Here is a 24,859-nt window from a genome sequence, read left to right as displayed (position 1 = left end):
CGATAGACGCCAGAGTGACCGGCGGCATACGCATTGCAAGCTGATGATTCATTGGATCCCTCACACCTTTCAACTTCACTGTGGAGCAAGGCGCATGCCAATCGAGACACCAATGCAGTACATCGTGATGCTGGACACGCTTAACGGCTTGCCGCCAGAAGCATTGGCCCGTCGCTTGAGCGGATTGTATGAGCACTCCGATTGGGTAGTGGAGCGCGCCGCCAGTGAACGGCCCTTCCATAGCCCGGAGGTGCTGCTCAACGCCTGCGCCCAGGCAGTGCGTGCTGCCAGTCATGCTGAGCAACGCGAGCTGATTCTCGCGCATCCCGAACTAGCCGTTGCCAAGCTAGACACATTGTCTCAAGCCTCGCAGGACGAGCAACGTGGCGCAGGACTGGATCAACTTGACGACGCCACACGCGAGCGGTTCATTACTGCCAATGCCGCCTATCAGACACGCCACCAGATACCGTTCATCATCTGTGTAAAAGAGCACAGTGCAGCAAGTCTCCTGAATGAGCTGGAGAGGCGCTTACCGCACACTACCGAGGCTGAATTCTCTGAGGCACTGGCGCAGATTGATGCGATTGCCGCGGTGAGACTTCCTGCCATGCTGTCAGCCGATTAGCGTGTCATGCCTGCCCTGCTTCACATCACTGGCTGCTCTACTCCGCATCACTGACTGCCCTGCTCCGCAGCCAGTGACTCGATACTCGCAATCAGGGCTGCAAGTGCACGCGCGACATCTTCTTCGTTCACCGCTTCCAACGGATGGTGGCTGATACCGCGTTCGCAGCGCAGAAACAGCATGCCTACTGGGCACAGGTGGCTGATCGCCATCGCATCGTGACCCGCACCACTTGGCAGCCGGAAGGCAGGTTGCCCTGTCGATGCAATCCCCGCGTCGACCGCCTTCATCAAATGGGCATCACAGGCGACCGCATCCGCCGCATGGGTTTGCTGATGCGTCACGCGGATACCACGCCGTGTCGCGATGCCCTCTGCCGTGCTCAGCAACTCATCCAACGCCCGGTCACGCTGGGCATCATCCAGCGCGCGAATATCCAGACTGAGCGTGGCGCCGCCGGGTATGACATTGACGGCCCCCGGGTGCAGCTCACAGCACCCCACGGTCGCCACCAATGAGTGGTCTGGCATGTCACTGCGCTTGCCCTGCTGCACGTCACGTGCCAAGGCTTCCACCGCCAGCGCCCACTCGGCGGCGGCGCACAATGCATCCTGGCGCATGGCCATCGGCGTGGTGCCAGCATGACCTGCCTGGCCCACGAAATTGACGGCAAAGCGCCGCGCCCCCGCGATGCCAGTGACCGTACCCAGTGCCAGATTCTCGGCTTCCAACACCGGGCCCTGCTCGATATGGACTTCCAGATACCCCAGCGGTGGCGTGCTCTGCAATGAGGCTTGCGCCGCCGTCTGCCCCGAAAGACCAAACGCCTGAAGCGCATCACGCAGACTCATGCCATCCTCATCCTTGAGCGCTTCCCACTCGGGCTGCCAGCCGCCGGCGATCGCATGACTGCCCAAGAGCGTCGCCCCGAAGCGAACCCCTTCCTCATCGCCGAAGCCCACCACTTCCAGCGCAAAAGGCAGTGTCTTGTCGTGATGCGTGGCTTGAGACTGAAAGTGCGTCAGCGCCGCAATACCCAGCAGCACTCCCAGAATGCCGTCGTAACGCCCGGCGTCCGGCACGCTGTCCAGATGCGAGCCGATCACCAACCGAGGCACATCAGGTTCTCCCACCAGCGTTGCAGGGCACCAGCAGCCCCACTGGTTGCCCGCACCATCCTGCCAGCTGCGCAAGCCAGCCGCCCCCAGCCAGGCTGCCATCATCGCGTTGGCTCCGGCGTGTTCCCGCGTGAGATAGCGGCGATCGATTCCACTGTCACTGCGCGAGATCGCGGCCAACGCATCACAGGCTGCCAGCACGTCTGCTGCGCTTTCCAGTGGTGCGATGGTGTCCTGTATGAGCGACTGTCCGGCATCGCTCATGACTCGCCTCCCGGGGTGTGTGCAGTACCACTCTCGGCAGGTGGCTCCTGATAATCCTGGTAGAAGTCCAGCGCCGCGCCGACTCCGCCTCCCGCCAGGACACTGACACCCCCACGACGCAGGGTCTGCTCAAGCGCGGAAAGGGTCGTCAGCACGGTGTCACGTCGTGCGTTGTACCCCATCACGCCAAAACGCCAGACCTTGCCATGCAGCGGGCCAAAGCTGGTGCCGATCTCGATGCCAAAATCTTCCAGCATGCTGCGACGCAGGCCCTCGCCATCCAGTCCCGCCGGTATCATCACCGCGCTGACGTTGTTCATGCGATGCGCTTGATCCCCGAACATCTCGAGACCCAGGCCCTTAAGCCCTTCTACCATCGCCTGCCCATGCAGAGCATGTCGGGCGATGGCGTTGTCCATGCCTTCATTGACCAACAGCCGCGCGCACTCACGAGCGCCATACAGCATGCTGGTCGCCTCGGTATGATGATTCAGACGCAGTTCCCCCCAGTAATCGAGAATCATCGACAGGTCGAAATAGTTGGAGCGAATACGGGCACCGGGCTCCGCCAGACGATCACTGCCGCTACTGATGCCCGCCTCCACATGTCGACGCCCGTGTATCACCTCAACAGCACGCGGAGAGAGCGTCAGTGGTGAGCTGCCCGAGGGGCCCGCCAGACACTTCTGCAAGCCAGCCGTCACGGCGTCCAATCCCCACGCATCAGTGTTGAGCGGATTACCCGCCAGAGAAGCGGTGGCATCGGTATAGAACAGCACGTCTTCACGGCGACAGATCGCACCGATCTCCTCGAGCGGTTGGCATAAGGTGGTGGAGGTATCGCCCTGTACCAGTGCCAACAATTGTGGCTTGACCTCACGGATCGCTGCCTCGACCTGCTCCGGCCGGAAGACCTCACCCCAAGTACATTCGATCACATGCACCTCGGCACCGCAGCGCTCGGCAATCTCACGCAGCAGATGGCCGAAACGTCCAAATATCGGCACCAGCACTCGCTCACCCGGCTGAATCAGTGACACCAGCACAGCTTCGATGCCAGCGCGTGAAGTGCCATCGATCAGTAGCGTCGCGGCATTGTCAGTGACAAAGACCTCGCGATAGAGCTGCATGGTCTCGTTCATGTACTGCGTCATGGCCGGATCGTATTGACCGATCAGCGGTGCAGAGAGTGCACGCAACACACGCGGATCAGCATTGATGGGGCCAGGGCCCATCAGTAAACGCTGGGGAGGATGAATCTGGTCAAACGTCGTGTTCACGGTCGCTCCTTGAATATCTTGACCCGGATATCGTGATGTCGCTCGGGCAATCAACTGACAGGCTTGCTTGGCTGACAGGCTTGCTTAGTAAACGCCACTCATAACCCTGCAACAAGTGAGCCATATAGCGAATAATGAAACATATGTTGAAATATGCGTACCTCTAACCTGCTCCTGATAACGTCGCGGCAGGCGCGGTTGATGACACCATGAAAGATGACGGGATAAATGCATGACCAGGCCTGCACCCTGCTGCCACTTGGAAAAATACCGCGCACCATTGTTGCGCACGTTTACTACGCACCCGCACGTATCATTTGGCGTTTACGACGCACTGTCGATGACAGCACGAGGCTGAACTCGCCACACGAGTCTGTTATACAGAAGGGAACATGGTGGATGCGCACGGGCATTCAGGCCCTCATCTGCCCTATTCGACACTGCTGGAGAGCTACATGACGCTGGAACAACGCCTGGAACGCGCAACGGAGCTGGCCAGAATGGCCGGTGAACGAATGATAAAGGCGCGTGAGGAACAAGGGTTCGCTCACCACTACAAGAAAGGCGATGAGCTAGTCACCGACATCGACGTAGCGATCGATACCTTCCTGGCGGAGGCGTTGGAGACCGAGTTCCCCGAAGATGCCCGTCTGACCGAAGAGCTTTCCCCGGAGCGCGACGTCATTGGTACCAAGGGCGGTCTTTGGGTAATAGACCCCATCGATGGCACCGTCAATTTCGCACATGGCTTGCGCCATGTCGCGGTCTCCATCGCCTGGTGCGAACGAGGCAAGGTACAGATGGGTGTCGTTCACGCCCCCTTCCTGGGAGAAACCTTTACCGCGATTCGCGGCAAGGGTGCCTGGCTCAATGGCGAGTCGATCTCGGTCAGCGGCATGGAAGAAATGAGTCGAGCGTTGGTTGCCACGGGCTTCCCGTACAACCGTGACAGCCGCCCACCGCTGCTCAAGCGTCTCTCTGCCATGCTGCTGGTCTGTCAGGATGTGCGTCGCAATGGCAGTGCCGCCCTGGACCTGTGCGATGTGGCCTGCGGACGTCTGGACGCCTATTACGAGACAGTGCTGCCGTGGGACTTTGCTGCGGGCCTGCTGATAGCACGTGAAGCCGGCGCACGCACGGGCCACCTTTATCGCTGCCCGGATGGCATTCCTGAAGATCTGTACGGCGAAAATATAGTCGTCAGTACGCCTGCGCTGCATGCCCCCCTAAAACAATTATTGGAAAACGCGGATGCAACCTCTGGCTTACCGGGGCTCTAACGCCTTGATGTCGTAGGGCGTAAATGACGGCGTCGCTGTTGCCCGCCAGATACAATAATGGCCCGCACTCCAAGGAGTGCGGGCCATTATTGTATCTGTGTTCCATCATGCGCCTGACAGCAAGCCATTCACTGTCAGCAACCGTCAGCTCGCAGGCGCCTCTGGCAAGCCAAGACGCTGGGCAACCTCTTGCCACAATTCACGATAGCTGACTGCAGGTGCGCTGGTACGCGAATAAACGGCTATCGGTGCGCGTTCGATCCCCATCCGCTCGACCACACTCGAATAAGGAATATTGGCGCTCAATTGCAGCGGATAATCCTTTTTGAGTGATGACATCACGTTCTTGTGCAATGTCTTGCGGCGATCAACCAGCGTAAAGAACGGCCACACCTGAGCATCCAGATCCAACTCCGCCAGGCAGGTATTGAGCTGCTCAAGCGTGCGCAGTGACAGCACCGTCGGAATCAGCGGTACAAGCAACGCATCGGCCGCCGCAAAGACCTGCTCCGATAGACTGGAAATACTCGGCGGGCAATCCAGCACCACCAGGTCATAATCATCACGAATCGGTTTCAGCAGCTTACGCAGTCGTGAGCGCTTCTCATCCTCGAGAATATGATCCAGGTGCCGGTAGGAGAACTCGGCGGGCAGGATATCCAGCCCTTCGTACTCCGTAGCGCGGATCACTCGCGCCATCTCCTGCTTGCCCTTGACCAGCTTCTCGATACCTCCCTTTATGCGCGGCTTGGTACGCACATAGAAGGTGGCCGCAGCCTGAGGGTCAAGATCCCACAGAAGTACGCGAAGACCACAAGCTGCTGCCGAATGAGCAAGGTTGATGGCCGAGGCCGTTTTGCCCACGCCACCCTTGATGCTGTATAGCGCCACGATTCTCATTGCCACCCTGCCTCTCCCTGTTTTTCTCCACGTTAGCACATCATGGCAGCAGTTAGATGACAGTGCGCGAACCGAGATGAAACACGGTCAATCAGACCCCTTCACGACTCGCCACCAGACCTTTGGCCACCAGGGTACGACTCAGCCAGTTCAGCAGCAGGCCGTACATGGGCAAAAATAATAGCAAAGAGATGGCCAACTTGATGGCGTAATCCACCCAGGCAATTTCGATCCAATGCGCTGCCATGAAACCATCTGGCCCATTACGGAATGCTACCGAGAAGAAGGCGAAGGTGTCGGCCAGATTCCCGAAGAGCGTCGAGGCCATCGGCGCTACCCACCAATGCGCATTGCGGCGTAGCCGATCAAATACCTGAATATCGAGCAATTGGCCAATCACGTAAGCAATGAAACTTGCCAGCGCAATGCGTGCCACGAACAGATTGAAGTCGCCCAGCGCTTCAATGCCCGCGAAGCTTCCTCCCTGAAACATCACTGACAACATATAGCTGATCACCAGTGCTGGTAGCATCACCAGGGCAATGATACGACGTGCATGATGCTTGCCGAATAGCCGCACGGTGAGATCTGTCGCCAGGAAGATAAATGGGAAGCTGAAGGCCCCCCACGTGGTGTGGAAGCCAAACAGGGTCATCGGCAGCTGCACCAGATAGTTGCTGGCGGTGATGATCATGATATGAAACAGGGAAAGTGCAATCAGCGCACGCCGCGATTGGGCGTCGGAGAGGATCAACATACAAAGTCCTTTTTAACTGCAAGTCACCGCTCAGGGGTGAGGGAACCCTGACGCGAGGCATGAGACGATTATCTATATCACGAGGCCGATAAACCACAGGCCCCAAGACGCAAAATAGCCGCGCATCGTATCACGATGTGCGGCCATTGGCATGCAGGACAGTGCAGATTCTGGCCAGTTGGTCAGGCCGTCAACTCATGCTGCCGTTCAGACACTTACTTCTTCCAGATGCTCGAATCGATCTTGCCCTTGAGTTCCGGGAACTGGTCCGGATCAAAGGTCGGTTCCTTGCCTGCCTTATGCTGACGGTCGTAATCCTTGAAGATCCGGAAGGCCAGCGGCGACAGCAGCAGAATGGCGATCAGGTTGATCAGCGCCATCATGCCCATCGACAGGTCAGCGAAGTTCCAGATGTTCTTGAGGCTCGCGACAGCCCCCAGCATGACCATGCCCAACACGGCAAAGCGATAGATCATGATGACCGGCTTGGCGTTCTTCTTGCCAGAGATGTACTCGATGTTCGACTCGCCATAGGAGTAGTTAGCGACCAGCGAGGTAAAGGCAAACAACAGGATCGCAATCGCGATGAAGCCGCCTCCCCAGCTGCCGACCTGAGAGGTCAGTGCAGCCTGAGTGATCTGGATGCCATCTGCGTCGCTACCGGACTGCAATGTACCACTCATGATGATGATGGCCGCTGTCGCGGTACAGATCACCAGCGTATCGATGAACACGCCCAGCATCTGCACGAAGCCCTGTGAGGCTGGGTGCTTGGTGGTCGCCATGGCGGCTGCGTTCGGAGCGGACCCCATACCCGCTTCGTTGGAAAACAGGCCCCGCTTGATGCCGTTCATCATCGCCTGGGCGATGGTGTAGCCCAGCGCGCCGCCGGCGGCCTGCTCAAGACCGAAGGCACTGCGGAAGATGGTGGCCACGGCCTGCGGTAGCTCATTGATATTCATGACGACGACGAAGATGGCGAGCAGAAGATAGAGAATCGCCATGATTGGCACGATCAGTTCTGCGGTACGCGTCACGCGCTTCATGCCACCGAAGATGATCGGAATCATCACCACGACCAGCACGATACCCATGATCCACGGCGGCACACTGAAGGCCTGTTCCATGGCCAGAGCGATGGAGTTGGATTGCACGGAGTTGAAGGCAAGGCCGAAAGCGATGATCAGGAAGATGGAGAACAGCACTGCCATCCAACGCTGCCCCAGGCCTTTCTCAATGTAATATGCCGGTCCACCGCGGAAGGTCTTGTCATCGTGAGGCACCTTGTAGGCCTGCGCGAGAGTGGACTCGATGAAGCTGGTGGACATGCCGACCAGTGCTGTCATCCACATCCAGAAGATAGCGCCCGGGCCACCCAAAGAGATGGCGACGGCCACGCCCGCCAGATTACCGGTACCGACACGTGCGGCCAGTGATGTTGCCAGCGCCTGGAAGGAAGAGATGCCCCCTTCACTGCCTTGACGAGAAGTGGCCAGCAGCTTCCACATGTGGCCGAAGTAACGGAACTGGATGCCCTTGGTCATGACAGTGAAGAAGATGCCTGCACCGATGAGCAGGTAAATCAGCACACTGCCCCACAGCAGGCCGTTGCCAGCGTCGATCAGCGCGAGAATCGGCGCTGGAATGATGGAAGTAGTTTCCGACATGTCGGTCTCGCTTTAGCGGGTTCTTGGTCTCGTCGTCGCTGTCAGCAGTGGCATCAAGGCAGGCCTCGGCCCCTGCTGACAGCGAGCAGCCTCTCCAATGGGAAAGCTGCTCGACATGCTTTGGTGTGCGCCATTCTTCATATTCAACGTGGATAAGCAAGAAGAGCGCACTGCCTGTATGCATTTCATGACAGGAATTTAAGGGATAACAGCGTAAATGACGGTCCTATTCACTGGATCATAGACTTTAGATTAAAGGACCAATGTTTCGCTGTTTCGCCGGCTCGGGCATAATGCGCCACCTTTCCGGTCTACCTGCTTCAGCAGGTTTGAAGTGGCAAGACGTGTCGTACGCGTCCGAATGTTTTCCGCGTGCCTTTCGGCACTGGCGGTCTTTTGGGGCGCGCTGCGATCAGGCGGTGCACCTCCCTGACGCCCACGCACCATAACAGCCAATATGGCACTCGGTAGTACGCATTGTCCCGGCGTCTGCCTTTGAAAACAGGTGATACATGGAACTGACCAGCTACGCGGCGTCCCCGCTTTCGCTGCTCGCCCCGATCATAGCCATCGGCCTCGCAATACTGACACGCCGTGTCATGCTCTCCCTCGGACTGGGCATTGTTTCCGGCGCGCTTCTGCTGAATGGCTTTGCGCCGCTCGCAACGCTCAAATACCTCTGGCAGCAGTTGGTGGCAGTCTTCGTTGAGCTACCCGAGAGCGGTCATCTCAGTGACGTGACGCTCAATAGCTGGAACGTCTATATCCTGCTCTTCCTGCTGGCACTCGGGGCCATGGTTGGCGTGATCACTCTGGCAGGCGGCACACGCGCCTTTGGTAACTGGGCGCGCGCACGGGTAACCACGCGTCGTGGCTCACAGTTGATGACGGTCATGCTGGGCGTCTTCATCTTCATCGATGATTACTTCAATAGTCTAGCCGTAGGCAATATCTGCCGTCCGCTGACCGATCGCCAGGGGCTCTCGCGTGCGCGTCTGGCCTACCTGATTGATTCGACTGCCGCACCCGTCTGCGTACTGACGCCGATCTCCAGCTGGGGGGCCTATATCATCAGCCTGATCGCCGGGATTCTGGCCACGCACCACATCACGGATATCAGCCCTTTTGGTGCTTTCCTTGAGCTGTCTACGCTCAACTACTACGCTATCGCCGCTCTGGTACTGGTAATTGCCTCGGCGTGGTTCGACATCAATTTCGGCGCCATGCGTCGTCATGCCATCGCGGCACGTGATGGCGAACTGTTCGATGCCTCGCGTGGCAATCCGCCGGGCAACACCTACGTGGAAGAATCCGAGCGCGGCCGGCCAATTGATCTATTGATCCCCATTGTCGTGTTGGTCATCGCGACCTTCTTCATGATCGTACAGACCGGTGCCAGCGCGCTTGCGGCTGACGGCGAAGCCTTCGATATCATTCGTGCTTTTGAGCTGACGGATGTGGCCAAATCACTGATCATCGGCGGCGCGATAGGCTTGCTGGCGGCCGTATTGATGCTGCTGCGTCATCGCATGGGGACGAGTCGAAGTGTCGGTGCCATCGTTCAAGGCGCACGCTCAATGATGCCTGCCGTCTATATTCTGGTCTTCGCGTGGCTGTTGACTGGCATCATCGGCTCGCTCGGGACTGGTCAATATCTGGCAACCCTGGTCAATGGCGTAGTCTCCCCGACCTGGCTGCCGATGTTGCTGTTCGTACTCTCCGGATTGATGGCCTTCGCGACCGGCACGAGTTGGGGCACATTCGGCATCATGTTGCCGATCGCGGGAGATATGGCGGCCGCCACCGAGATCAGCATGATGCTCCCGATGATGGGCGCGGTACTCGCGGGCTCCGTCTTCGGCGATCACTGCTCACCGATTTCCGATACCACCATCCTGTCGTCCACTGGCGCCAGCTGTCACCACATCGATCACGTGATGACACAGCTGCCCTATGCGCTGTTAGGTGCGGCCATATCGCTGCTGGCCTATCTGGTCATGGGCCTGACGGACAGCACGCTGTTCGGCTGGTTGAGTCTTGCCGGTCTACTGGTTGTCAGTATCGCCTGGCTTGCTCGTCGTGAACGCGCCAATCCTGTGGTTGCTCGCGTCTGATTCTAGCGCTGCTTGCTGATTGCTTCGGATATCGCCTCGCAATAGACGATAAAAAGCCCCGCCATACCTCATGGCGGGGCTTTTGCGTACGGGCTTTTCCTGTAGATGACATTTCACTATTGTCATCGGACGAGAGCCCGCTACTCCAGCGTGCAGCGGGCGTGTTCGGCGCGTCCAACACCTGCCTCACTGAGTGCCTCTCTTACGTCTTCAAGACTTGAGGGGTCATCAATGGTCGAAGGCACCTGATACTGCTCACCCGCGGCGATCTGACGGATCATCTTGCGTAGAATCTTGCCCGAGCGGGTCTTGGGCAAGCGCTCCACGATCAACACATCCCTGAGTGATGCGATGGCGCCAATACTGACGCGGACTCCCTCACATAGTTCCTGACGTAACATCTGCTCATCGCCAACCCAATCATCCTTGACGATCACGAGCCCCAGCGGCATCTCACCTTTCAATGAATCTTCAATACCAATTACGGCACACTCGGCAACCGCTGGATGCGCGCCCAACACCTGCTCCATTTCGCCCGTCGAAAGACGGTGCCCCGCTACATTGATCACATCATCGATGCGTCCCATGACGAACAGATAGCCGTCCTCGTCAAAGTAGCCACCGTCCCCCGTCAGATAATAACCGGGGTACGCCGCGAGATAGGCCGACTGAAAACGACCAGGATCCTGATAGAGTCCCGTCAGGCACCCTGGTGGCAGCGGCTGCCGAATCACCACATTGCCCTGCTCCCCTGGCGCGACTTCATCGCCCATGCCATCCAATATCTGGACATTGAATCCGGGTAGCGGCCAGGTAGCGCTGCCTGCACGTGCGGGGACGGGGGCATGCGGTAATGCCTGCGCATCATCAAGCATATCGAGCCCCAGCAAATTCCCTGCAACTGGCCAGCCGGTCTCGGTCTGCCACCAGTGGTCCACGATAGGGACCGGCAATAGATCGTTCAGCCAGTGATAGGTCGGCGGGTCCAGCCGCTCACCGGCCAGAAATAGACTGCGTAGACTGGAAATGTCGCGACCATTGCGCAGCGATGCCTCCGGGTCTTCCTTCTTGATCGCACGAAATGCCGTCGGCGCACTGAAGAAACAGTTGATGCGATATTCCTCGATCAACCGCCAGAAGGCTCCCGCATCAGGTGTCTTGACCGGCTTGCCTTCGTACATGACAGCCGTCGCGCCGATCAGCAACGGGCCGTAAACGATATAGGAATGCCCGACCACCCAGCCGATATCAGATGCCGCCATGAAGATGTCACCCGGACGGACACCGTATAAAATCTCCATAGAATAATGAAGAGCCACGGCATAGCCAGCGTGATCACGCACGACGCCCTTGGGCTTGCCAGTCGTACCAGAGGTATAAAGAATATAAAGCGGCTCACTACCTAGCATGCTGACAGCTTCCGTCGCATGGGCATCATCTAGACACTCCTGCCAGTCATGATCCCGCGGACCCAGCGTCGCTAGCTGCTGCTCGCGCTGAAGAATCAGACAGGCTTCTGGCGTATGCTTGGCAAGCTCGATCGCTTCATCCAACCATGGCTTGTAAGGAATGACGCGATCTACCTCGACGCCGCAGGAGGCTGCCATGATGACCTTGGGCGCGGCATCATCAATACGAACGGCGAGCTCCTTGGGAGAAAAGCCGCCAAAGACGACCGAGTGCACGGCACCCAGCCGCGCGCAGGCCAACATCGCCATCATGGCTTCGGGCACCATTGGCATATAGATGATGACGCGATCGCCCTTCTCGACACCAAGATTACGCAGGGCGCCTGCCAGTCGTGCTACCTCGTCACGCAATTCACGATAGGAATATTGGCGTTTGTTCTCGGTTACCGGCGAATCCCAATACAGCGCGACCTGATCACCACGCCCCTCGGCAACATGATGGTCCAGCGCTGCATGACAGATGTTCATCTCACCATCGATATACCAGCGCGCATGTTGCTGAGCATCCCAGGCGAGAATGGTCTTTGGGTCTCGAAACCAATGAATGCGTCGGGCTTGCGTCGCCCAGAAGTTCTCTGGTGCCTCATTGGCACTGGTGACCAACGCCATGTAGCGTTCTCGTGCTGCAAGCAGGGTGTCCTCGAGCATGTATCACCTCTTCCATGGCTGGGGTAGCGGTTATTGTTGTTGTATTACACTTCCGTTGATCACCTCTGGCGTGAGCAAAACAGTCCTGTCAGACAATAAATGCTCCGCATAGCGTCCACAGACTGACGCTCTACGTAGATGTCGTCATACCTTGATCTACCTTAGAACATAATTGCCTTGTTGAGGTGCAACTCCACTGGCCAAGCCACTTCTCTGGTGCTGAAGCGCTCAGAGAAGAAACTGAAACATACGCTTGAATGCCTGCTCAGAGCAGACTTGTCGAAATGTCAAAGCATCAAGTCTCCACCCTCGATGATTTACCGTTTAAGATGCCCTTGGACGTAACACGCGGAGTTATTGATCATTCACTAATCAAGGATAGGTCATAACCGGCTGGACAACGCCACACGCTACCCAGAATTGAACATTCAGGAGACTATGCATGAATACCAAATTATCAACCGCGAGGACGAGCCCCATGCCTGCGCCCAGCAATGTCATCACGCTGCACCAGTCTGGTGATCGAATCATCGAAGAAGCCACGGCTCTGCTCAAGGCAATGGGCAATGAGAACCGACTGCGCATCTTGTGCCTTCTCAGTGATAGTGAAATGTCCGTCAGCGAACTGAACGCTCGTCTTGAGCTATCTCAGTCAGCACTTTCCCAACACCTGGCAATCTTGCGTCGCGAAGGCATGGTGCGGACCCGACGCTCGTCCCAGACCATCTACTATTCACTGCAAGGCCCGCATGCCGCCGGCGTCATTCGCGCTTTACAGGAACTCTATCGCTAAAAAAGGGCGCCAGTCGAAGACTGACACCCTTTTGACAAGGCAACTAGCGTAGGCACGAGCAACATATCGGCTCTATTGGCGCATCAGGCGAATGCAACGCCTGGAAAATATAGAGTGAATAGTACTTCATCATCAAAAGCACTACCCCTCTCTCGCGCACTCGATCTGACATAGGCGGGCCACGGAATGGCCTTCTATTGGCAGTGAATACGCCAAAGCGCCGTACCCCTCCCGACTTGATTCTTCACGCCGATAACTCCTGACTTACTGCTGGTGCCAGCGGGATTCGGCATTACGTTCCAGCACACGATCAAGCACTCGGTCCAGGCTCAGTGTGACACCCTTGCCAAAGCGATCCATCACTCGACGCGGCTTCTCCAGGCTGACCTCGAATACCTTGACGTCTTCTTTCAGATAGCGGGCCAACAGTGTCTGGCTAGTACCTACCTCATCGATCAACCCGATCTCGATGGCTTCACTTCCATACCAGATATCACCTTGAGATACGGCCTCGACATCCAGCTGCGGCCGACGGCTGCCAACGTGCTGCTTGAACAGTTCATGAGTGCGCGCCAGATCGGACAGGAATTTCTCGCGTCCTTCTTCACTATTCTCCCCCAGCATGGTCAACGTCCGCTTGTAACGTCCTGCCGTCAGAATCTCGACATCCACATCGTGCTTCTTGAGCAGACGATGAACGTTAGGCACCTGAGCGACCACACCGATGGAACCAATCACCGCAAACGGTGCTGCCACCACATGATCTGCCGCGCAGGCCATCATATAGCCACCACTGGCTGCTACCTTGTCGACAGTAATCGTCAGGCGTGCACCACTGGCACGTAAACGATCAAGCTGGGCAGCTGCCAGGCCATAGGCATGGACGAGGCCACCGCCAGACTCGAGTCTCAGTATCACTTCATCTTTTTCACCCAGCACACCCTCAAGCGCGGTAATTTGCTCCGCCAGACTTTCAACACCGGTCGCTTTGATGTCACCCACAAAATCCAGCACGAATGCACGGCGCCCGCTGGTGCGAGCAGTAGTGTCGACAGATGATTTACCATCACTCTTGGCCTTCGCCTTCAGCGTCTTCTTGAGTAGCTTGGCTTCTTGCTTGTGCTGCTTGGCACGTGCCTTTTCATTGGCGACATATTCGGCGTCTTCGAGGCCTGCTTGACTAAGCTCACGTTGATAACCTTTCATGCGTTCATGCCAAGGCCGAATCTTCAGCTTGGCTTCTCGCTCACCGCCATCACCATGACGCGCACGTGCAATGAGGAGAACGATGACACCGATAGCGACCACGACAGTGATCGCCTCTGCCAGAAAGAGGCCGTAGGCCGAAATCCATTGCATGCACTTACTCCTGAGCGGACAAGATGATTGCCGAGCCTTTGCTCGGGCAGATAACAGATTCACCGGCAACGTAGCCGGTGGATAGGGATCCGACAGACATGGGGGCAACGCCGCCTGCCTGCAAGTATAAAAGACTGACACTGCCTGCGTTTCATCCGCAGAAGATACGTCCCGCATATGGAATTGACGAGATCGCAGCGCCGACTTGATTGGAACGATCGTTTGAAATAGTCTGGTAGACATCCTCGAGAATCGCTTTCATGTTTCGTCGGCTCTCATCACCACTCGTCTCAAGAAGGAATACCCTCATGGCTACCGCCAATGCTGTCATTGATATGCTTAAAAACCGCTTCAATCCGGAAGCCGCAAAGGGTATGGATGAAGTCTTCCAATTCAACATTACTGATAGCGATGATTACCATATGATCATCAAGGACGGCACGCTGGATGTTGCCGAAGGTGAGCACGACGACCCTTCTGTCACCCTCAGCACTGACAGTGAAACGCTCAAGGGCGTGATGAAAGGCGAAGTTGACGGCATGCAGGCTTTCATGACCGGCCGCCTGAAGGCGACAGGTAACATCATGCTGGCGACCAAGCTGACCTCACTGTTCCCGAACAACTGACAGTCGCCCGGCGAAGCCCGATGTGGGCAGCCCAACAAAAAGCCCCTGCCAACTGGCAGGGGCTTTTTGTTGGGCGACTGTCAGTCACTTTCACTTCACTGATCACATGCGGCACGGCGCGAACACTTGGTGACCAAGCCAGGCAACTCTCAGCGACCGCTGGCGACGGAGCGCAAGAAGTTATCAATCAGCGCATGAGAGATGGAGAATTTCGGTGGTAACCCCGGGAGATCCTCTGGGGTAAACCACTGGGCATCTTCGATCTCGACACCATCAATGGCAATATCGCCACCGGCATATTCAGCGTAGTAGCCCAGCATGAAGGAATGCGGGAAGGGCCATGACTGGCTTTGAAAGTAGCTCACCCGCCCGACGTCAACCCCCACTTCCTCGAACACTTCGCGCCGTACTGCTTCTTCCGCGTTCTCACCAGCTTCGATAAAACCTGCAAGCGTCGAGTACATGCCAGGACCGAAACGCGGACTACGCGCCAGCAGCAGTTCGCGTCCTCGGGTAATCAGCGTGATGATGCATGGCGAGATACGAGGATAGCTACGGTGCTGGCAACCAGTGCAGTGCATGGCAAACTCGTGCTCAAGACGCTTCATGCGCTTGCCACAGCGACCGCAGAAACGATGGTCACGCATCCACTTGAGTACCTGCAGCGCACTCGACAGCAATGGAAACTGCTCACGCGGCAAACTGTGAAGCCATTGACGTGCACCTGGCCACTCTGGTGAGCCATTCTCGCCGAGCACGGCAATCGGTGCCCCCTGCCACTCACCAATGCCTATCGCACCCGATGGCCAATCGCACTGCGGTTGAATGATGCCACCATCAGTGGCTGGCGCGACGCCTTCGCGACCAATACGAATCAGATATCCGTGGCGGCTAGCCATCCGCGATAGATCACGCACCAGCATCAGGCATCCCCTGCCGGATTGCCCTGAGAATCAAGGCTGCCCAACGCTGCGATGGTGACATGATCAAACGCGCAGTCTGCCTTGGCACGTATCTCTTCACACCAGGCATTGTGACGCTCAAGCTCCAGTGCAGAAAGCCCTGGTGTCACCAGACGAGGACGGTTGGCTCGCAGGCGACGTACCCCCACGACCCCACCTTCCTCGCCATCACCTTCATCGAGCACATCCAACCCCAGTGCAGTCTGACCACCCGTCATCGCCAGGTAGACATCACCTAAGATCTCGGCATCCAGCAAGGCCCCGTGTAAGACACGATGACCGTTGTCGATGTCGTAGCGCTTGCACAGCGCATCCAGGTTATTACGCTGACCGGGGTGCTTGGTACGGGCGAGCTTGAGCGTATCGAGAATGGCGCAGTGATCGGCCACCGGTCCGAGTGGATTGTTGCGCCTCGAATTGATCAGCCTGAATTCGTTATCAATGAAGCCCACGTCGAATGGCGCATTATGGATGACCAGCTGAGCGCCTTTGATGAACTCCCAGAAGGCGTCAGCCACTTCGGCAAATACCGGCTCGTTGGCAACACGCTCATCCGTGATGCCGTGCACACCAATCGCCTCTTCATCGATCAGACGCTCGGGATTGACATATTGGTGATAGGTGCGGCCGGTCAGGCGGCGATTGACCATCTCCACCGCACCGATTTCGATCAGGCGATGGCCTTCCTTCGGATCGATACCTGTCGTTTCGGTATCGAGAATAATCTGACGCATCTCAGACCTCTTGGTGGACAGTGGCGCGACTCACGTCGCTGCCGTCAGGCGTGAGCCTCATGATACAAAAACCGGATCAGAACATGACATATCCGGTGCTGCGCTTCTGGAATGAAACGTCTGACGAAACGCCTTAACCACGCCGCTGCATCTCGTCGATCGCTTCATTGGCCAGACTATCGGCGCGCTCATTCCCCTCATCACCGCTATGCCCCTTCACCCAGCGCCACTCGATGTCGTGACGCTCGCTTTGAACCAATAGCGCTTTCCAGAGTTCTTCATTCTTGACCGGCCGCTTGGCGGCCGTCTTCCAGCCACGCTTGACCCAGCCGTGGACCCACTTGGTAATGCCGTTCTTGACGTATTCGGAATCTGTCCAAAGCACCACATCACAGCGCTTGGTCAACGCCTTCAGTGCTTCGATTGCGGCTGTCATTTCCATGCGATTATTGGTGGTTTCGCGCTCGCTACCATTGAGCTCTTTACGATGTTTGCCACTGACGAGGATCGCGCCCCAGCCACCCGGCCCTGGATTACCCCGACAGGCACCATCGGTATGAATCACAACCTTGGCAGATGAAGTGTCAGTGGCTGAATCTGGCGTGGAAGGACTTTGACTCACGGGAACACTCTCAAAGAATGAAGGAAACGCGTGCGATCAAGGCTTGTCTGTCAGCACTTCAACACTCTCATCACAGACAACAACGCACAGCAATTAGCGTCATTCTAACCATTCGTGCCGGACGGCGGCAAAAGCCACTGTGTTTTTTTACAGCGTCATGCCCTTTATCCGTTGCTAGCTCTACCCGTTGCTAGCTCTACCCGTTGCTAGCTCTACCCGTTGCTACTTCCATGATATTGGACACTGAGCTCGATGATGTATCAGCACTTGTCCTTGTCCGACTCACGATGAAGTGCATGCACTTCACGAGAGTACATACGGGTTGCCTGGCTAATGGCGACACCCCGAATGGCAACGCGAGGACGCTTGGCATTGATTGGCTGCACGTGGCCGACATTGCGCCGTGCCCGAATCAGCATAAGGCTGCCTAGCGGCAGGTTGTAACGACGCCCCAGGCTTTCCAGCCAACCATGACGCAACCTCAGTCCCGGCAGGTGGAAACCGGCGTAGTCGATACGCTCAATGTCAAAATCCACGAATGCCAACCAATCACGCAAGGCAGCAGGGGTCCGCCAGCAACCTTCCCATGGCGCGATATGACGACGCCGAGGATCAAGGCGCAAAAGCCCCTCACCCGACAGCGGTTGCCAGGCAACGATAATCAGACTGCCACTGGTACGAAGCACGCGTGCGGCTTCACGCAGCAAGCGGTGAGGTTCAGGTGCCACTTCCAGCAGATGGTGGATCATGACCAGATCCATGCTCTCATCCGGTAGCGCAAGTTGTGTCAGTGGGCAGATCAATGTCGACGGCGATTCGGCAAGCTCCGGACTGGGTGCCCACCGAATCGCATGGCGAATCGTGGACTGTGACAATAGATCATTGCCTCCCGGGCCAAGACACAGACTATGGAAGCCGAAGCAGCGCTCAAACAATGGCGTCAGCATCTCGCGCTCAGCTGTCAGCACGTCCTGCCCCTCAGGCCCGTCAAGGAAGGCACGCATGGCTCTTACATGCGCACCTAGCAAGCGAGCATGTTGACGCTGCCGCTCTTCCGCCGAGAGCTGCTCACCAGTACTGACCACAGAGAAGGGACCTTTCCACATCCATCCATCTCCCGACGTTTCAGAGAGAGGAACTCCCTCTGACACAGGTAAATTTTGACACTTGTCTACATTCTCACACCATAAGGGGTTTGACACTTACATGCTTGCTCGGCAGGCTTGATGCCGTCAAATGGTGCAAATACGTTCAACGACATTCATTCGGCACACTCGCTCGGCTCTTTTGTAGCAACTCTGTCGGCCGAAACACGTCCTTGTCTGCAATGAACGATACTGTCGCTCAAAGGTCATGATACTGCCCGGTTCAATGGTACAGACAGACGCATTGACTCAGGCAAGCAAGAGCAAGACGACAGGATAGTCAGTCCCGATACCACCATGACAGAACATATTCCGCGTTGCTGAGGCGCTACCATCATCAGTACATCGCCCTATCATTAAGGCTAACAGATGATGGAAAGCAGAATCAGCAGCTAATAATTCAAGCATATTCGTCAGTATCCAGGTCGTCACGGTGAACCTCTGGTGTTCACCGATGACCACATGCCTTTTATCGCTTCAGTCTGATGGCGTGTTGCCAACAGACAAGTTGAAGCTCTCGATCTGTCACCGGCATGCAAGACCCCACAATACACTGACAAATACGCACAAGATGACCTAGAGCACCTGACCAATATGATGAGCGTAACGCCCATAGCGGCTTTTCAGGACAACTATATCTGGCTGATTCAAAGCGATGGCAGCAATGCCGTTGCAGTGGTTGATCCGGGTGATGCCACTCCAGTGATTGACATTCTGGAATCACGAGGCTTGACCCTGGACACCATCTTGATCACCCATCACCACAAAGACCACACGGGTGGACTGCCAGAACTGATAAAACGTTATCAGCCACGTGTCATCGGCCCGCACAATCCGGCCATTCAAGGCATTGATGAACACGTTGCGCAGGGTGATACCTGCCGTGTGCAAGGCCGTCTATTCGAGGTCATGGAAGTGCCCGGGCACACGCTGGATCACATCGCATTTGTGACCTCGGGCATGCCAGGACTGCTGTTCTGTGGCGACACCCTTTTCAGTGGTGGCTGTGGCCGCCTGTTTGAGGGTACGGCGCAACAGATGCATGACTCGCTCAGCCGACTGGCTGCTTTACCGGAAGATACCCTTGTCTTCCCGGCACATGAATACACCTTGGCCAATCTGGCCTTTGCTCAAGCAGCAGAACCCGACAATAGCCTGCTGGATGATGTCATCGCAGACTGCGAGCGTATCCGTGCGCTTGGACGCCCCACACTGCCCTCAAACATCAACCGAGAGCGACATATCAATCCGTTCCTGCACAGTGCCAATCCAACACTTCAACGGCACCTGATACAGGAAGGACGCCTTTCGGCCTCCTCGGACCAAGAAGACCCCGCCTTGGCAGCCTTTACGGCACTGCGCCAATGGAAGGACAGCTTCTAGCTCCGCTGCCCGCGCGTCTGTATCCACGTGACTGCCGCCACTTGGCACAAGAACAATTGCCATGTGGCTATTTGCAGCGACCGGAACAGACGTTACGCGTGACAGCGGGTCGAGGGCCCTTTTGATCTCGATCAGCCCCCGCAGTCACTGATTGTGCCGGAATGTCCGGCTAGCTGAGCCCGTATTGTGCCCATCCGATACCGGCTCGCCATAGAGTAATCATTCAATGCAGCAGAAAGACCTCCGTACCGACGGCCAGAAGACCGCCGACACGCCGTCTCATGCATCTCTCGGCCAGTACCGATTGCGCCAACTCATCCGTCTCGCCTCCATCGGTGCTAGCATGTGCTTGCCTATGATTGCGCTGCCTGCCAGCGCCAATTCGACGGCAATCAATGACATTACGGCGTCTAGTGTTCAGCAAGCTTCGCCAATGAACTTCATGGAAGCACTGGACGCCATTCCCGCAAGCTATGACGATGTCTGGGGGCGGCTTCGCGCAGGCTACCAACTACAGCAGGACACCGGACGCCCGCGCGTACGCAAGTGGATCGACTGGTACACGGAACACCCTAAGCACGTCGAACGCATCGCTGAGCAGGCACGTCCCTGGATTCGTTATGTCACACGCCGGACAGAAGCGCGCGGCTTGCCAGCGGAGCTGGCCTTGCTGCCCTTCATCGAGAGCGCCTACGACCCTGACGCTGCTCATCCTGGCGGCGCGACAGGCATGTGGCAATTCATGCCGGCCACAGGTGACGAGATGGGGCTGACGCGCAATCGCTGGTACGATGGTCGCAAGGATGTACTCCTCGCCACTGACGCTGCACTGGATTATCTCCAATCTCAGGGTAAACGCTGGTATGGCGGTGACTGGGAACTGGCGCTGGCTGCCTATAACGCGGGAGCCGGCACCGTGAATCGTGCTCGCGAGCGGGCCGATGGCGATGATGATTACTGGGGCATCAGCCTACCCAATGAAACAATGGAATATGTGCCCAAGTTGCTGGCACTCGCCGCCATCATCCGTGCACCGGATGAGTACGGCATCACGCTGCCAGAGATTCCAGACAAGGCCGAAATCGCCGCCGTGGATACCGGTGGGCAGCTGGATCTTTCCACCGCTGCCAAACTGGCGGGTATCAGCGAGTCACAACTACGTGCACTCAATCCCGCCTATAAGCGCTGGGCGACTAGTCCAGGGGATAGCTCACTGGTCATTCCTGCCACGGCACGCGACACCTTCCTGAGCCAGCTTGCCTCGTTACCCGAGGAAGCACGACAGAGCTGGAACGACTATCGCGTACAGCGCGGCGACACGCTGTCAGTCATCGCGCGGCGCAGCGGCCTGTCACTGTCGGAGCTTAAAGCCAAGAATCATATCTCCAGCAATACGATTCGTGTCGGTCAGGCGCTGATGGTACCGGATAGACTCGGCACTACCGCGACTCAGTTAGCCAGCGCCAATGGTCAGCAAAAGGTGCGCGTAAAGCGCGGTGATTCCCTGTCACGCATTGCCGCTCGCCACAATGTCACCACTCGTCAGATTGCCCATTGGAACAAGCTGTCCTCGGCTGACTATCTACGTCCGGGTCAAATGCTGACGCTCTACAGCGCGAACTGATCGGCCGCACTCGTTAGTGGTTGGAACATACCGAGCAACAGAATGGATCAAACGCCTCCGTCATCACCGATGCCGGGGGCGTTTTAGTCTCACTCTCTGCTGGAAACTCGTCACCCAATGTGAATATGGCAACCTCGTGTATTCGCCCGCCGGCCCGAGCATGGCCGCTGGCGAGGAACTTCGATACTCTTGGCGAGGTCGATTCTTACAGAGTCCTCTTCAGACGACATGCACATGCTGTGGTCACGCCTTTTATCCATGCCATCAATAGCCCACGGGCCACGTTCATTCAGTCAAGGAAAGTTGCCGATGCCTCCTTTTTCTCCTGTCACGCGCCGCACCTCGAGTGCGCTGCGAGCCCTGTGCATCGGCTTGCTGATGCTGGGGGGTACGCTGACAGGCAGTGCGCAGGCACAGACCTCACAGCCCACAGCCGCCCTGTCACCGACGTCTGCACAGGCGCCGCAACAAGCCCCACTGAATGTGCCTACCGTGCACGGACTGGCCATTTATGGCGAACCCGTTCACCCGTCAGGCTTTGATCACTTTCCCTATGTCAATGTGGATGCACCCGTCGGTGGCCGCATGACGCGCGCCGCCATCGGCAGTTTTGATTCGACCAATCCCTTCATTCTCAAGGGAAATTCGGTGGCCGGTGTCAACTACTTCGGCGGGTTGATCTACGACACCCTGATGATGCAATCCGCCGACGAACCCTTCACGGAATACGGGTTGTTGGCGAGCGGAATACGGCTGGCAAAAGACCGCAGTGCCATCGAATTCGATATCGATACACGCGCCCGCTTCCATGACGGTGTCCCGATCACGGCCGAAGACGTTGTCTTCACCTATCGACTGCTCAAGGATGAAGGCCTGCCCTTCTTCAAGAGCTATTACCACGACGTGACCGGCGTCAGCGTGATCGATGACGATACCGTCAGGTTCGACATGGCGCCCAACGCCGCACGTGAATTACCACTGATCATCGGCCAGCTGCCGGTGCTCCCCGAGCATTACTGGAAGAATCGCGACTTCACGCGTGCCACGCTGGACACTCCGTTGGGCTCTGGCCCTTATCGCATGGCCTCGCTGGATGCCGGACGCCAGGTGCGTTACGAGCGTGTGGCGGATTACTGGGGCAAGGACCTGCCAGTCAACAAGGGCCGCAACAATATCCAGACATTGGTCTACGACTACTATCGCGACCAGACCGTATCACTGGAAGCCTTCAAGGCCGGCAGCATCGATCTGCATGTCGAAAGCAGCGCCAAGAGCTGGGCAACCGCCTATGACACACCCGCCCTGCATGAAGGTCGCCTGACGAAGCTTGAGGTGCCCGACAGCAATCCTGCCGGCATGCAGGGCTTCGTGCTCAATGAGCGGCGCACTCGCTTTCAGGATCCGCGCGTACGTGAGGCGCTGGCCCTGGTGTTCGATTTCGACTGGATCAACCGCAACCTGTTTTACGGTGCCTATGAGCAGACGCACAGCTACTTCGAGAATTCAGACATGGCGGCTGATGGCGTGCCGACTGGCAAGGAACTTGAGCTGCTGGCGCCCTTCAAGAACGAGCTTCCCGCGTCGGTCTTCGAGCAATCGCTACCGATCGATGAGCCTACCGAGCTGCGTCCACGCCTGCGCAAGGCACTGGGCCTCCTGCGTGACGCGGGCTATCAGGTGGTCAAGGGGCAGCTGGTAAGCCGCAGTACCGGCAAGCCACTGACAATCGAGGTGCTCAATTACGACACTCAGTTCGAACGCGTCATCCAGCCCTGGTTGAGAAACCTGGCGCGTATCGGTATCAAGGCACGCATCCGCACCGTCGATGTCAATCAGTACATCAACCGTCGCCGCAGCTTCGACTTCGATGTGGTGGTGGGCAGCTATCCGCAGTCCAACAGTCCTGGCAGCGAGCAGCGCGAATACTGGACCAGCGACTATGCCGACGTTGCGGGCTCTCGTAACCTGATCGGCCTCAAGAGTCCGGTGGTCGACGCATTGACTGACAAGCTGATTCAAGCCCAGACCCGCGAAGATCTGCTCGCAGCCACCCGCGCGCTTGATCGCGTGTTGCGCTGGGGTTTTCATGTCGTGCCCCAGTGGCATCTCGCCGCCACGCGCATTGCCCTGTGGGACAAGTTCGGCTACCCGCAGCCCTTCCCGGAGTACTTGCTGAGTCTGGACAGCTGGTGGGTGGAACCTACCAAGGATGCCGCTCTCGAACCCGGCGAATGATCGCACGTCACATCAGTGGGTGAATCAGGCCCCGTGTCTTCACGTAGCCACGGTGCACGGAGCCACACGGTGGCTCCTCCGCATCAGTCAAACCAATAAACACGATGCCACCCGACCTGCATATGAGATGTCGGTCAAGGATGGCACGCAGGGAGATTGCTCTTGGGTGCCTATATTCTGCGCCGAGTCCTGTTGATGGTGCCGACCTTGCTCGGCATCCTGCTATTGAATTTCCTGATTGTGCAGGCCGCTCCCGGTGGCCCCATCGAGCAGCTGATGTCACGTCTGGATGGTCTGAGTGCGGGAGCAAGTACCCGCCTCAATAGTGGCGGCGGCGATGGTGTCACCAGCGGTGGCGGAGGAGCATCCACCTATCGAGGCGCCTCGGGCGTCGACCCCGCCCTCATCGCAGAACTGGAGCAGCAGTTCGGCTTCGACAAGCCCGCCTGGGAACGCTTCGGTGACATGGTGGTCGATTACGCCCAATTCGATTTCGGCGACAGCTTCTTCCGCGACAAGCCAGTCATCGACCTGATGCTTGATCGCCTACCAGTCTCCATCTCGTTGGGACTATGGACGACGCTGCTGGTCTATCTGATCTCGATTCCGTTGGGCATCCGCAAGGCGCTGGTGCATGGTTCGCGCTTTGATATCTGGACCTCAGGCGTAGTCATCGTCGGCTATGCCATCCCGGGGTTCCTGTTCGCGATCCTGCTGATCGTGGTGTTTGCCGGTGGCAGCTATCTGGACTGGTTCCCGCTCAGAGGCCTGACCTCGCCGGACTTTGATGAATTGTCCACCGGCGGCAAGATTCTGGATTACTTCCATCACATCGCCTTGCCCGTCGCCGCCTCTGCCATTGGCAGCTTCGCGACCCTGACGATGCTGACCAAGAACAGCTTCCTTGACGAAATTCACAAGCAATACGTGCTGACGGCGCGCGCCAAAGGGGCCAGCGAAAATCGCATCCTCTACGGCCATGTGTTCCGCAATGCCATGCTGATCATCATTGCAGGGCTTCCGGCGGCACTGGTGGGTATCTTCTTCACCGGCTCGCTATTGATCGAGGTCATCTTCTCTCTTGATGGTCTTGGCCTGCTCGGGTTCGAGGCCGTGCTGCAACGCGACTATCCGCTGATCTTCGGCACGCTGTATCTGTATACCTTGATCGGTCTGGTGCTGAAGCTGATCTCCGACCTGATGTATGTGTGGATTGACCCGCGCATCGACTTCGCGACACGGGAGGCCTGA

At 57.3% G+C, this 24,859-nt stretch carries 20 protein-coding genes; 9 read left to right on the top strand and 11 right to left on the bottom strand.

The genetic code is table 11. The annotated features are described in order from the left end of the window. Window positions 1-94 precede the first annotated feature (94 nt). Window positions 95-628, top strand: a complete 534-nt coding sequence (gene uraD / locus GQR90_RS08090) for a 2-oxo-4-hydroxy-4-carboxy-5-ureidoimidazoline decarboxylase (RefSeq protein ID WP_158773653.1) — start codon at window positions 95-97, stop codon at window positions 626-628. Between the two features lie 47 nt (window positions 629-675). Here the strand turns inward: uraD and GQR90_RS08085 are convergent, their stop codons facing one another. Together GQR90_RS08085 and GQR90_RS08080 are read right to left on the bottom strand one after the other, a co-directional pair. Then, entirely contained in the window at window positions 676-2,010 is a 1,335-nt protein-coding gene (locus tag GQR90_RS08085) for an allantoate amidohydrolase (RefSeq protein ID WP_158773652.1), read from the bottom strand. Further along, window positions 2,007-3,290 carry a pyridoxal-phosphate-dependent aminotransferase family protein gene (locus GQR90_RS08080; protein ID WP_325064296.1) on the bottom strand — a complete coding sequence of 428 codons (1,284 nt, stop codon included), beginning with the start codon at window positions 3,288-3,290 and terminating at the stop codon, window positions 2,007-2,009. Before GQR90_RS08080 ends, GQR90_RS08085 begins: the two co-directional genes overlap by 4 nt. Before the next feature lie 455 nt (window positions 3,291-3,745). On the opposite strand from GQR90_RS08080, the gene GQR90_RS08075 reads away from it, so the two are divergent. Then, on the top strand, window positions 3,746-4,570 hold the full coding sequence (locus tag GQR90_RS08075; protein ID WP_158773651.1) for an inositol monophosphatase family protein: 825 nt from the start codon (window positions 3,746-3,748) through the stop codon (window positions 4,568-4,570). A 144-nt stretch (window positions 4,571-4,714) separates the two neighbouring features. Here the strand turns inward: GQR90_RS08075 and GQR90_RS08070 are convergent, their stop codons facing one another. From GQR90_RS08070 to GQR90_RS08060, 3 genes are all read right to left on the bottom strand, one after another. Further along, window positions 4,715-5,470, bottom strand: a complete 756-nt coding sequence (locus GQR90_RS08070) for a ParA family protein (protein WP_158775391.1) — start codon at window positions 5,468-5,470, stop codon at window positions 4,715-4,717. Between the two features lie 91 nt (window positions 5,471-5,561). Further along, complete coding sequence (locus GQR90_RS08065; protein ID WP_158773650.1) at window positions 5,562-6,227, bottom strand: 7-cyano-7-deazaguanine/7-aminomethyl-7-deazaguanine transporter; 666 nt, start codon at window positions 6,225-6,227, stop codon at window positions 5,562-5,564. A 215-nt stretch (window positions 6,228-6,442) separates the two neighbouring features. After that, window positions 6,443-7,894: an alanine/glycine:cation symporter family protein gene (locus GQR90_RS08060; RefSeq protein ID WP_158773649.1), complete on the bottom strand. Its 1,452-nt coding sequence runs from the start codon at window positions 7,892-7,894 to the stop codon at window positions 6,443-6,445. Between the two features lie 512 nt (window positions 7,895-8,406). Here GQR90_RS08060 and GQR90_RS08055 point away from each other — a divergent pair. Then, on the top strand, window positions 8,407-10,008 hold the full coding sequence (locus GQR90_RS08055) for a Na+/H+ antiporter NhaC family protein (protein WP_158773648.1): 1,602 nt from the start codon (window positions 8,407-8,409) through the stop codon (window positions 10,006-10,008). Window positions 10,009-10,148: 140 nt separating this feature from the next. Here GQR90_RS08055 and GQR90_RS08050 read toward each other — a convergent pair whose 3' ends face one another. Beyond that, window positions 10,149-12,125 carry an acetate--CoA ligase gene (locus GQR90_RS08050; protein ID WP_158773647.1) on the bottom strand — a complete coding sequence of 659 codons (1,977 nt, stop codon included), beginning with the start codon at window positions 12,123-12,125 and terminating at the stop codon, window positions 10,149-10,151. A 478-nt stretch (window positions 12,126-12,603) separates the two neighbouring features. On the opposite strand from GQR90_RS08050, the gene GQR90_RS08045 reads away from it, so the two are divergent. Continuing rightward, window positions 12,604-12,918, top strand: a complete 315-nt coding sequence (locus GQR90_RS08045) for an ArsR/SmtB family transcription factor (protein WP_158773646.1) — start codon at window positions 12,604-12,606, stop codon at window positions 12,916-12,918. A gap of 264 nt (window positions 12,919-13,182) precedes the next feature. Here the strand turns inward: GQR90_RS08045 and sohB are convergent, their stop codons facing one another. Next, the gene (gene sohB, locus GQR90_RS08040) at window positions 13,183-14,277 is read right to left on the bottom strand and encodes a protease SohB (protein WP_158773645.1); all 1,095 of its coding nucleotides are present in this window, start codon (window positions 14,275-14,277) and stop codon (window positions 13,183-13,185) included. Between the two features lie 308 nt (window positions 14,278-14,585). On the opposite strand from sohB, the gene GQR90_RS08035 reads away from it, so the two are divergent. Further along, window positions 14,586-14,903: an SCP2 sterol-binding domain-containing protein gene (locus GQR90_RS08035; RefSeq protein WP_158773644.1), complete on the top strand. Its 318-nt coding sequence runs from the start codon at window positions 14,586-14,588 to the stop codon at window positions 14,901-14,903. 149 nt (window positions 14,904-15,052) lie between these two features. On the opposite strand, the gene nudC is transcribed toward GQR90_RS08035, so the two are convergent. The 4 genes from nudC to GQR90_RS08015 form a co-directional block, all read right to left on the bottom strand. Further along, on the bottom strand, window positions 15,053-15,826 hold the full coding sequence (gene nudC / locus GQR90_RS08030) for an NAD(+) diphosphatase (RefSeq protein WP_158773643.1): 774 nt from the start codon (window positions 15,824-15,826) through the stop codon (window positions 15,053-15,055). Further along, entirely contained in the window at window positions 15,826-16,599 is a 774-nt protein-coding gene (dnaQ, locus tag GQR90_RS08025; protein WP_158773642.1) for a DNA polymerase III subunit epsilon, read from the bottom strand. The genes nudC and dnaQ overlap by 1 nt, the downstream gene beginning before the upstream one ends. 133 nt (window positions 16,600-16,732) lie before the next feature. Continuing rightward, a complete protein-coding gene (rnhA, locus tag GQR90_RS08020; RefSeq protein WP_158773641.1) occupies window positions 16,733-17,221 on the bottom strand; it encodes a ribonuclease HI in 489 nt (162 codons plus the stop codon). Window positions 17,222-17,481: 260 nt separating this feature from the next. Further along, the gene (locus tag GQR90_RS08015; RefSeq protein ID WP_158773640.1) at window positions 17,482-18,327 is read right to left on the bottom strand and encodes a methyltransferase domain-containing protein; all 846 of its coding nucleotides are present in this window, start codon (window positions 18,325-18,327) and stop codon (window positions 17,482-17,484) included. Window positions 18,328-18,960: 633 nt separating this feature from the next. On the opposite strand from GQR90_RS08015, the gene gloB reads away from it, so the two are divergent. The 4 genes from gloB to GQR90_RS07995 all read left to right on the top strand — a co-directional run bounded on the left by gloB (window position 18,961) and on the right by GQR90_RS07995 (window position 24,859). Beyond that, the gene (gene gloB, locus GQR90_RS08010; protein ID WP_158773639.1) at window positions 18,961-19,749 is read left to right on the top strand and encodes a hydroxyacylglutathione hydrolase; all 789 of its coding nucleotides are present in this window, start codon (window positions 18,961-18,963) and stop codon (window positions 19,747-19,749) included. 226 nt (window positions 19,750-19,975) lie between these two features. Next, entirely contained in the window at window positions 19,976-21,373 is a 1,398-nt protein-coding gene (locus GQR90_RS08005; RefSeq protein WP_158773638.1) for a LysM peptidoglycan-binding domain-containing protein, read from the top strand. Window positions 21,374-21,682: 309 nt separating this feature from the next. Next, window positions 21,683-23,608: an extracellular solute-binding protein gene (locus GQR90_RS08000; RefSeq protein ID WP_233266487.1), complete on the top strand. Its 1,926-nt coding sequence runs from the start codon at window positions 21,683-21,685 to the stop codon at window positions 23,606-23,608. A gap of 162 nt (window positions 23,609-23,770) precedes the next feature. Then, the gene (locus tag GQR90_RS07995; RefSeq protein ID WP_158773637.1) at window positions 23,771-24,859 is read left to right on the top strand and encodes a microcin C ABC transporter permease YejB; all 1,089 of its coding nucleotides are present in this window, start codon (window positions 23,771-23,773) and stop codon (window positions 24,857-24,859) included.

The organism is Cobetia sp. L2A1 (genome assembly GCF_009796845.1).
Taxonomy (GTDB): domain Bacteria; phylum Pseudomonadota; class Gammaproteobacteria; order Pseudomonadales; family Halomonadaceae; genus Cobetia.
Note: the sequence above shows the minus strand (reverse complement) of the source record. Positions and strands in the feature narration are given on the sequence as shown.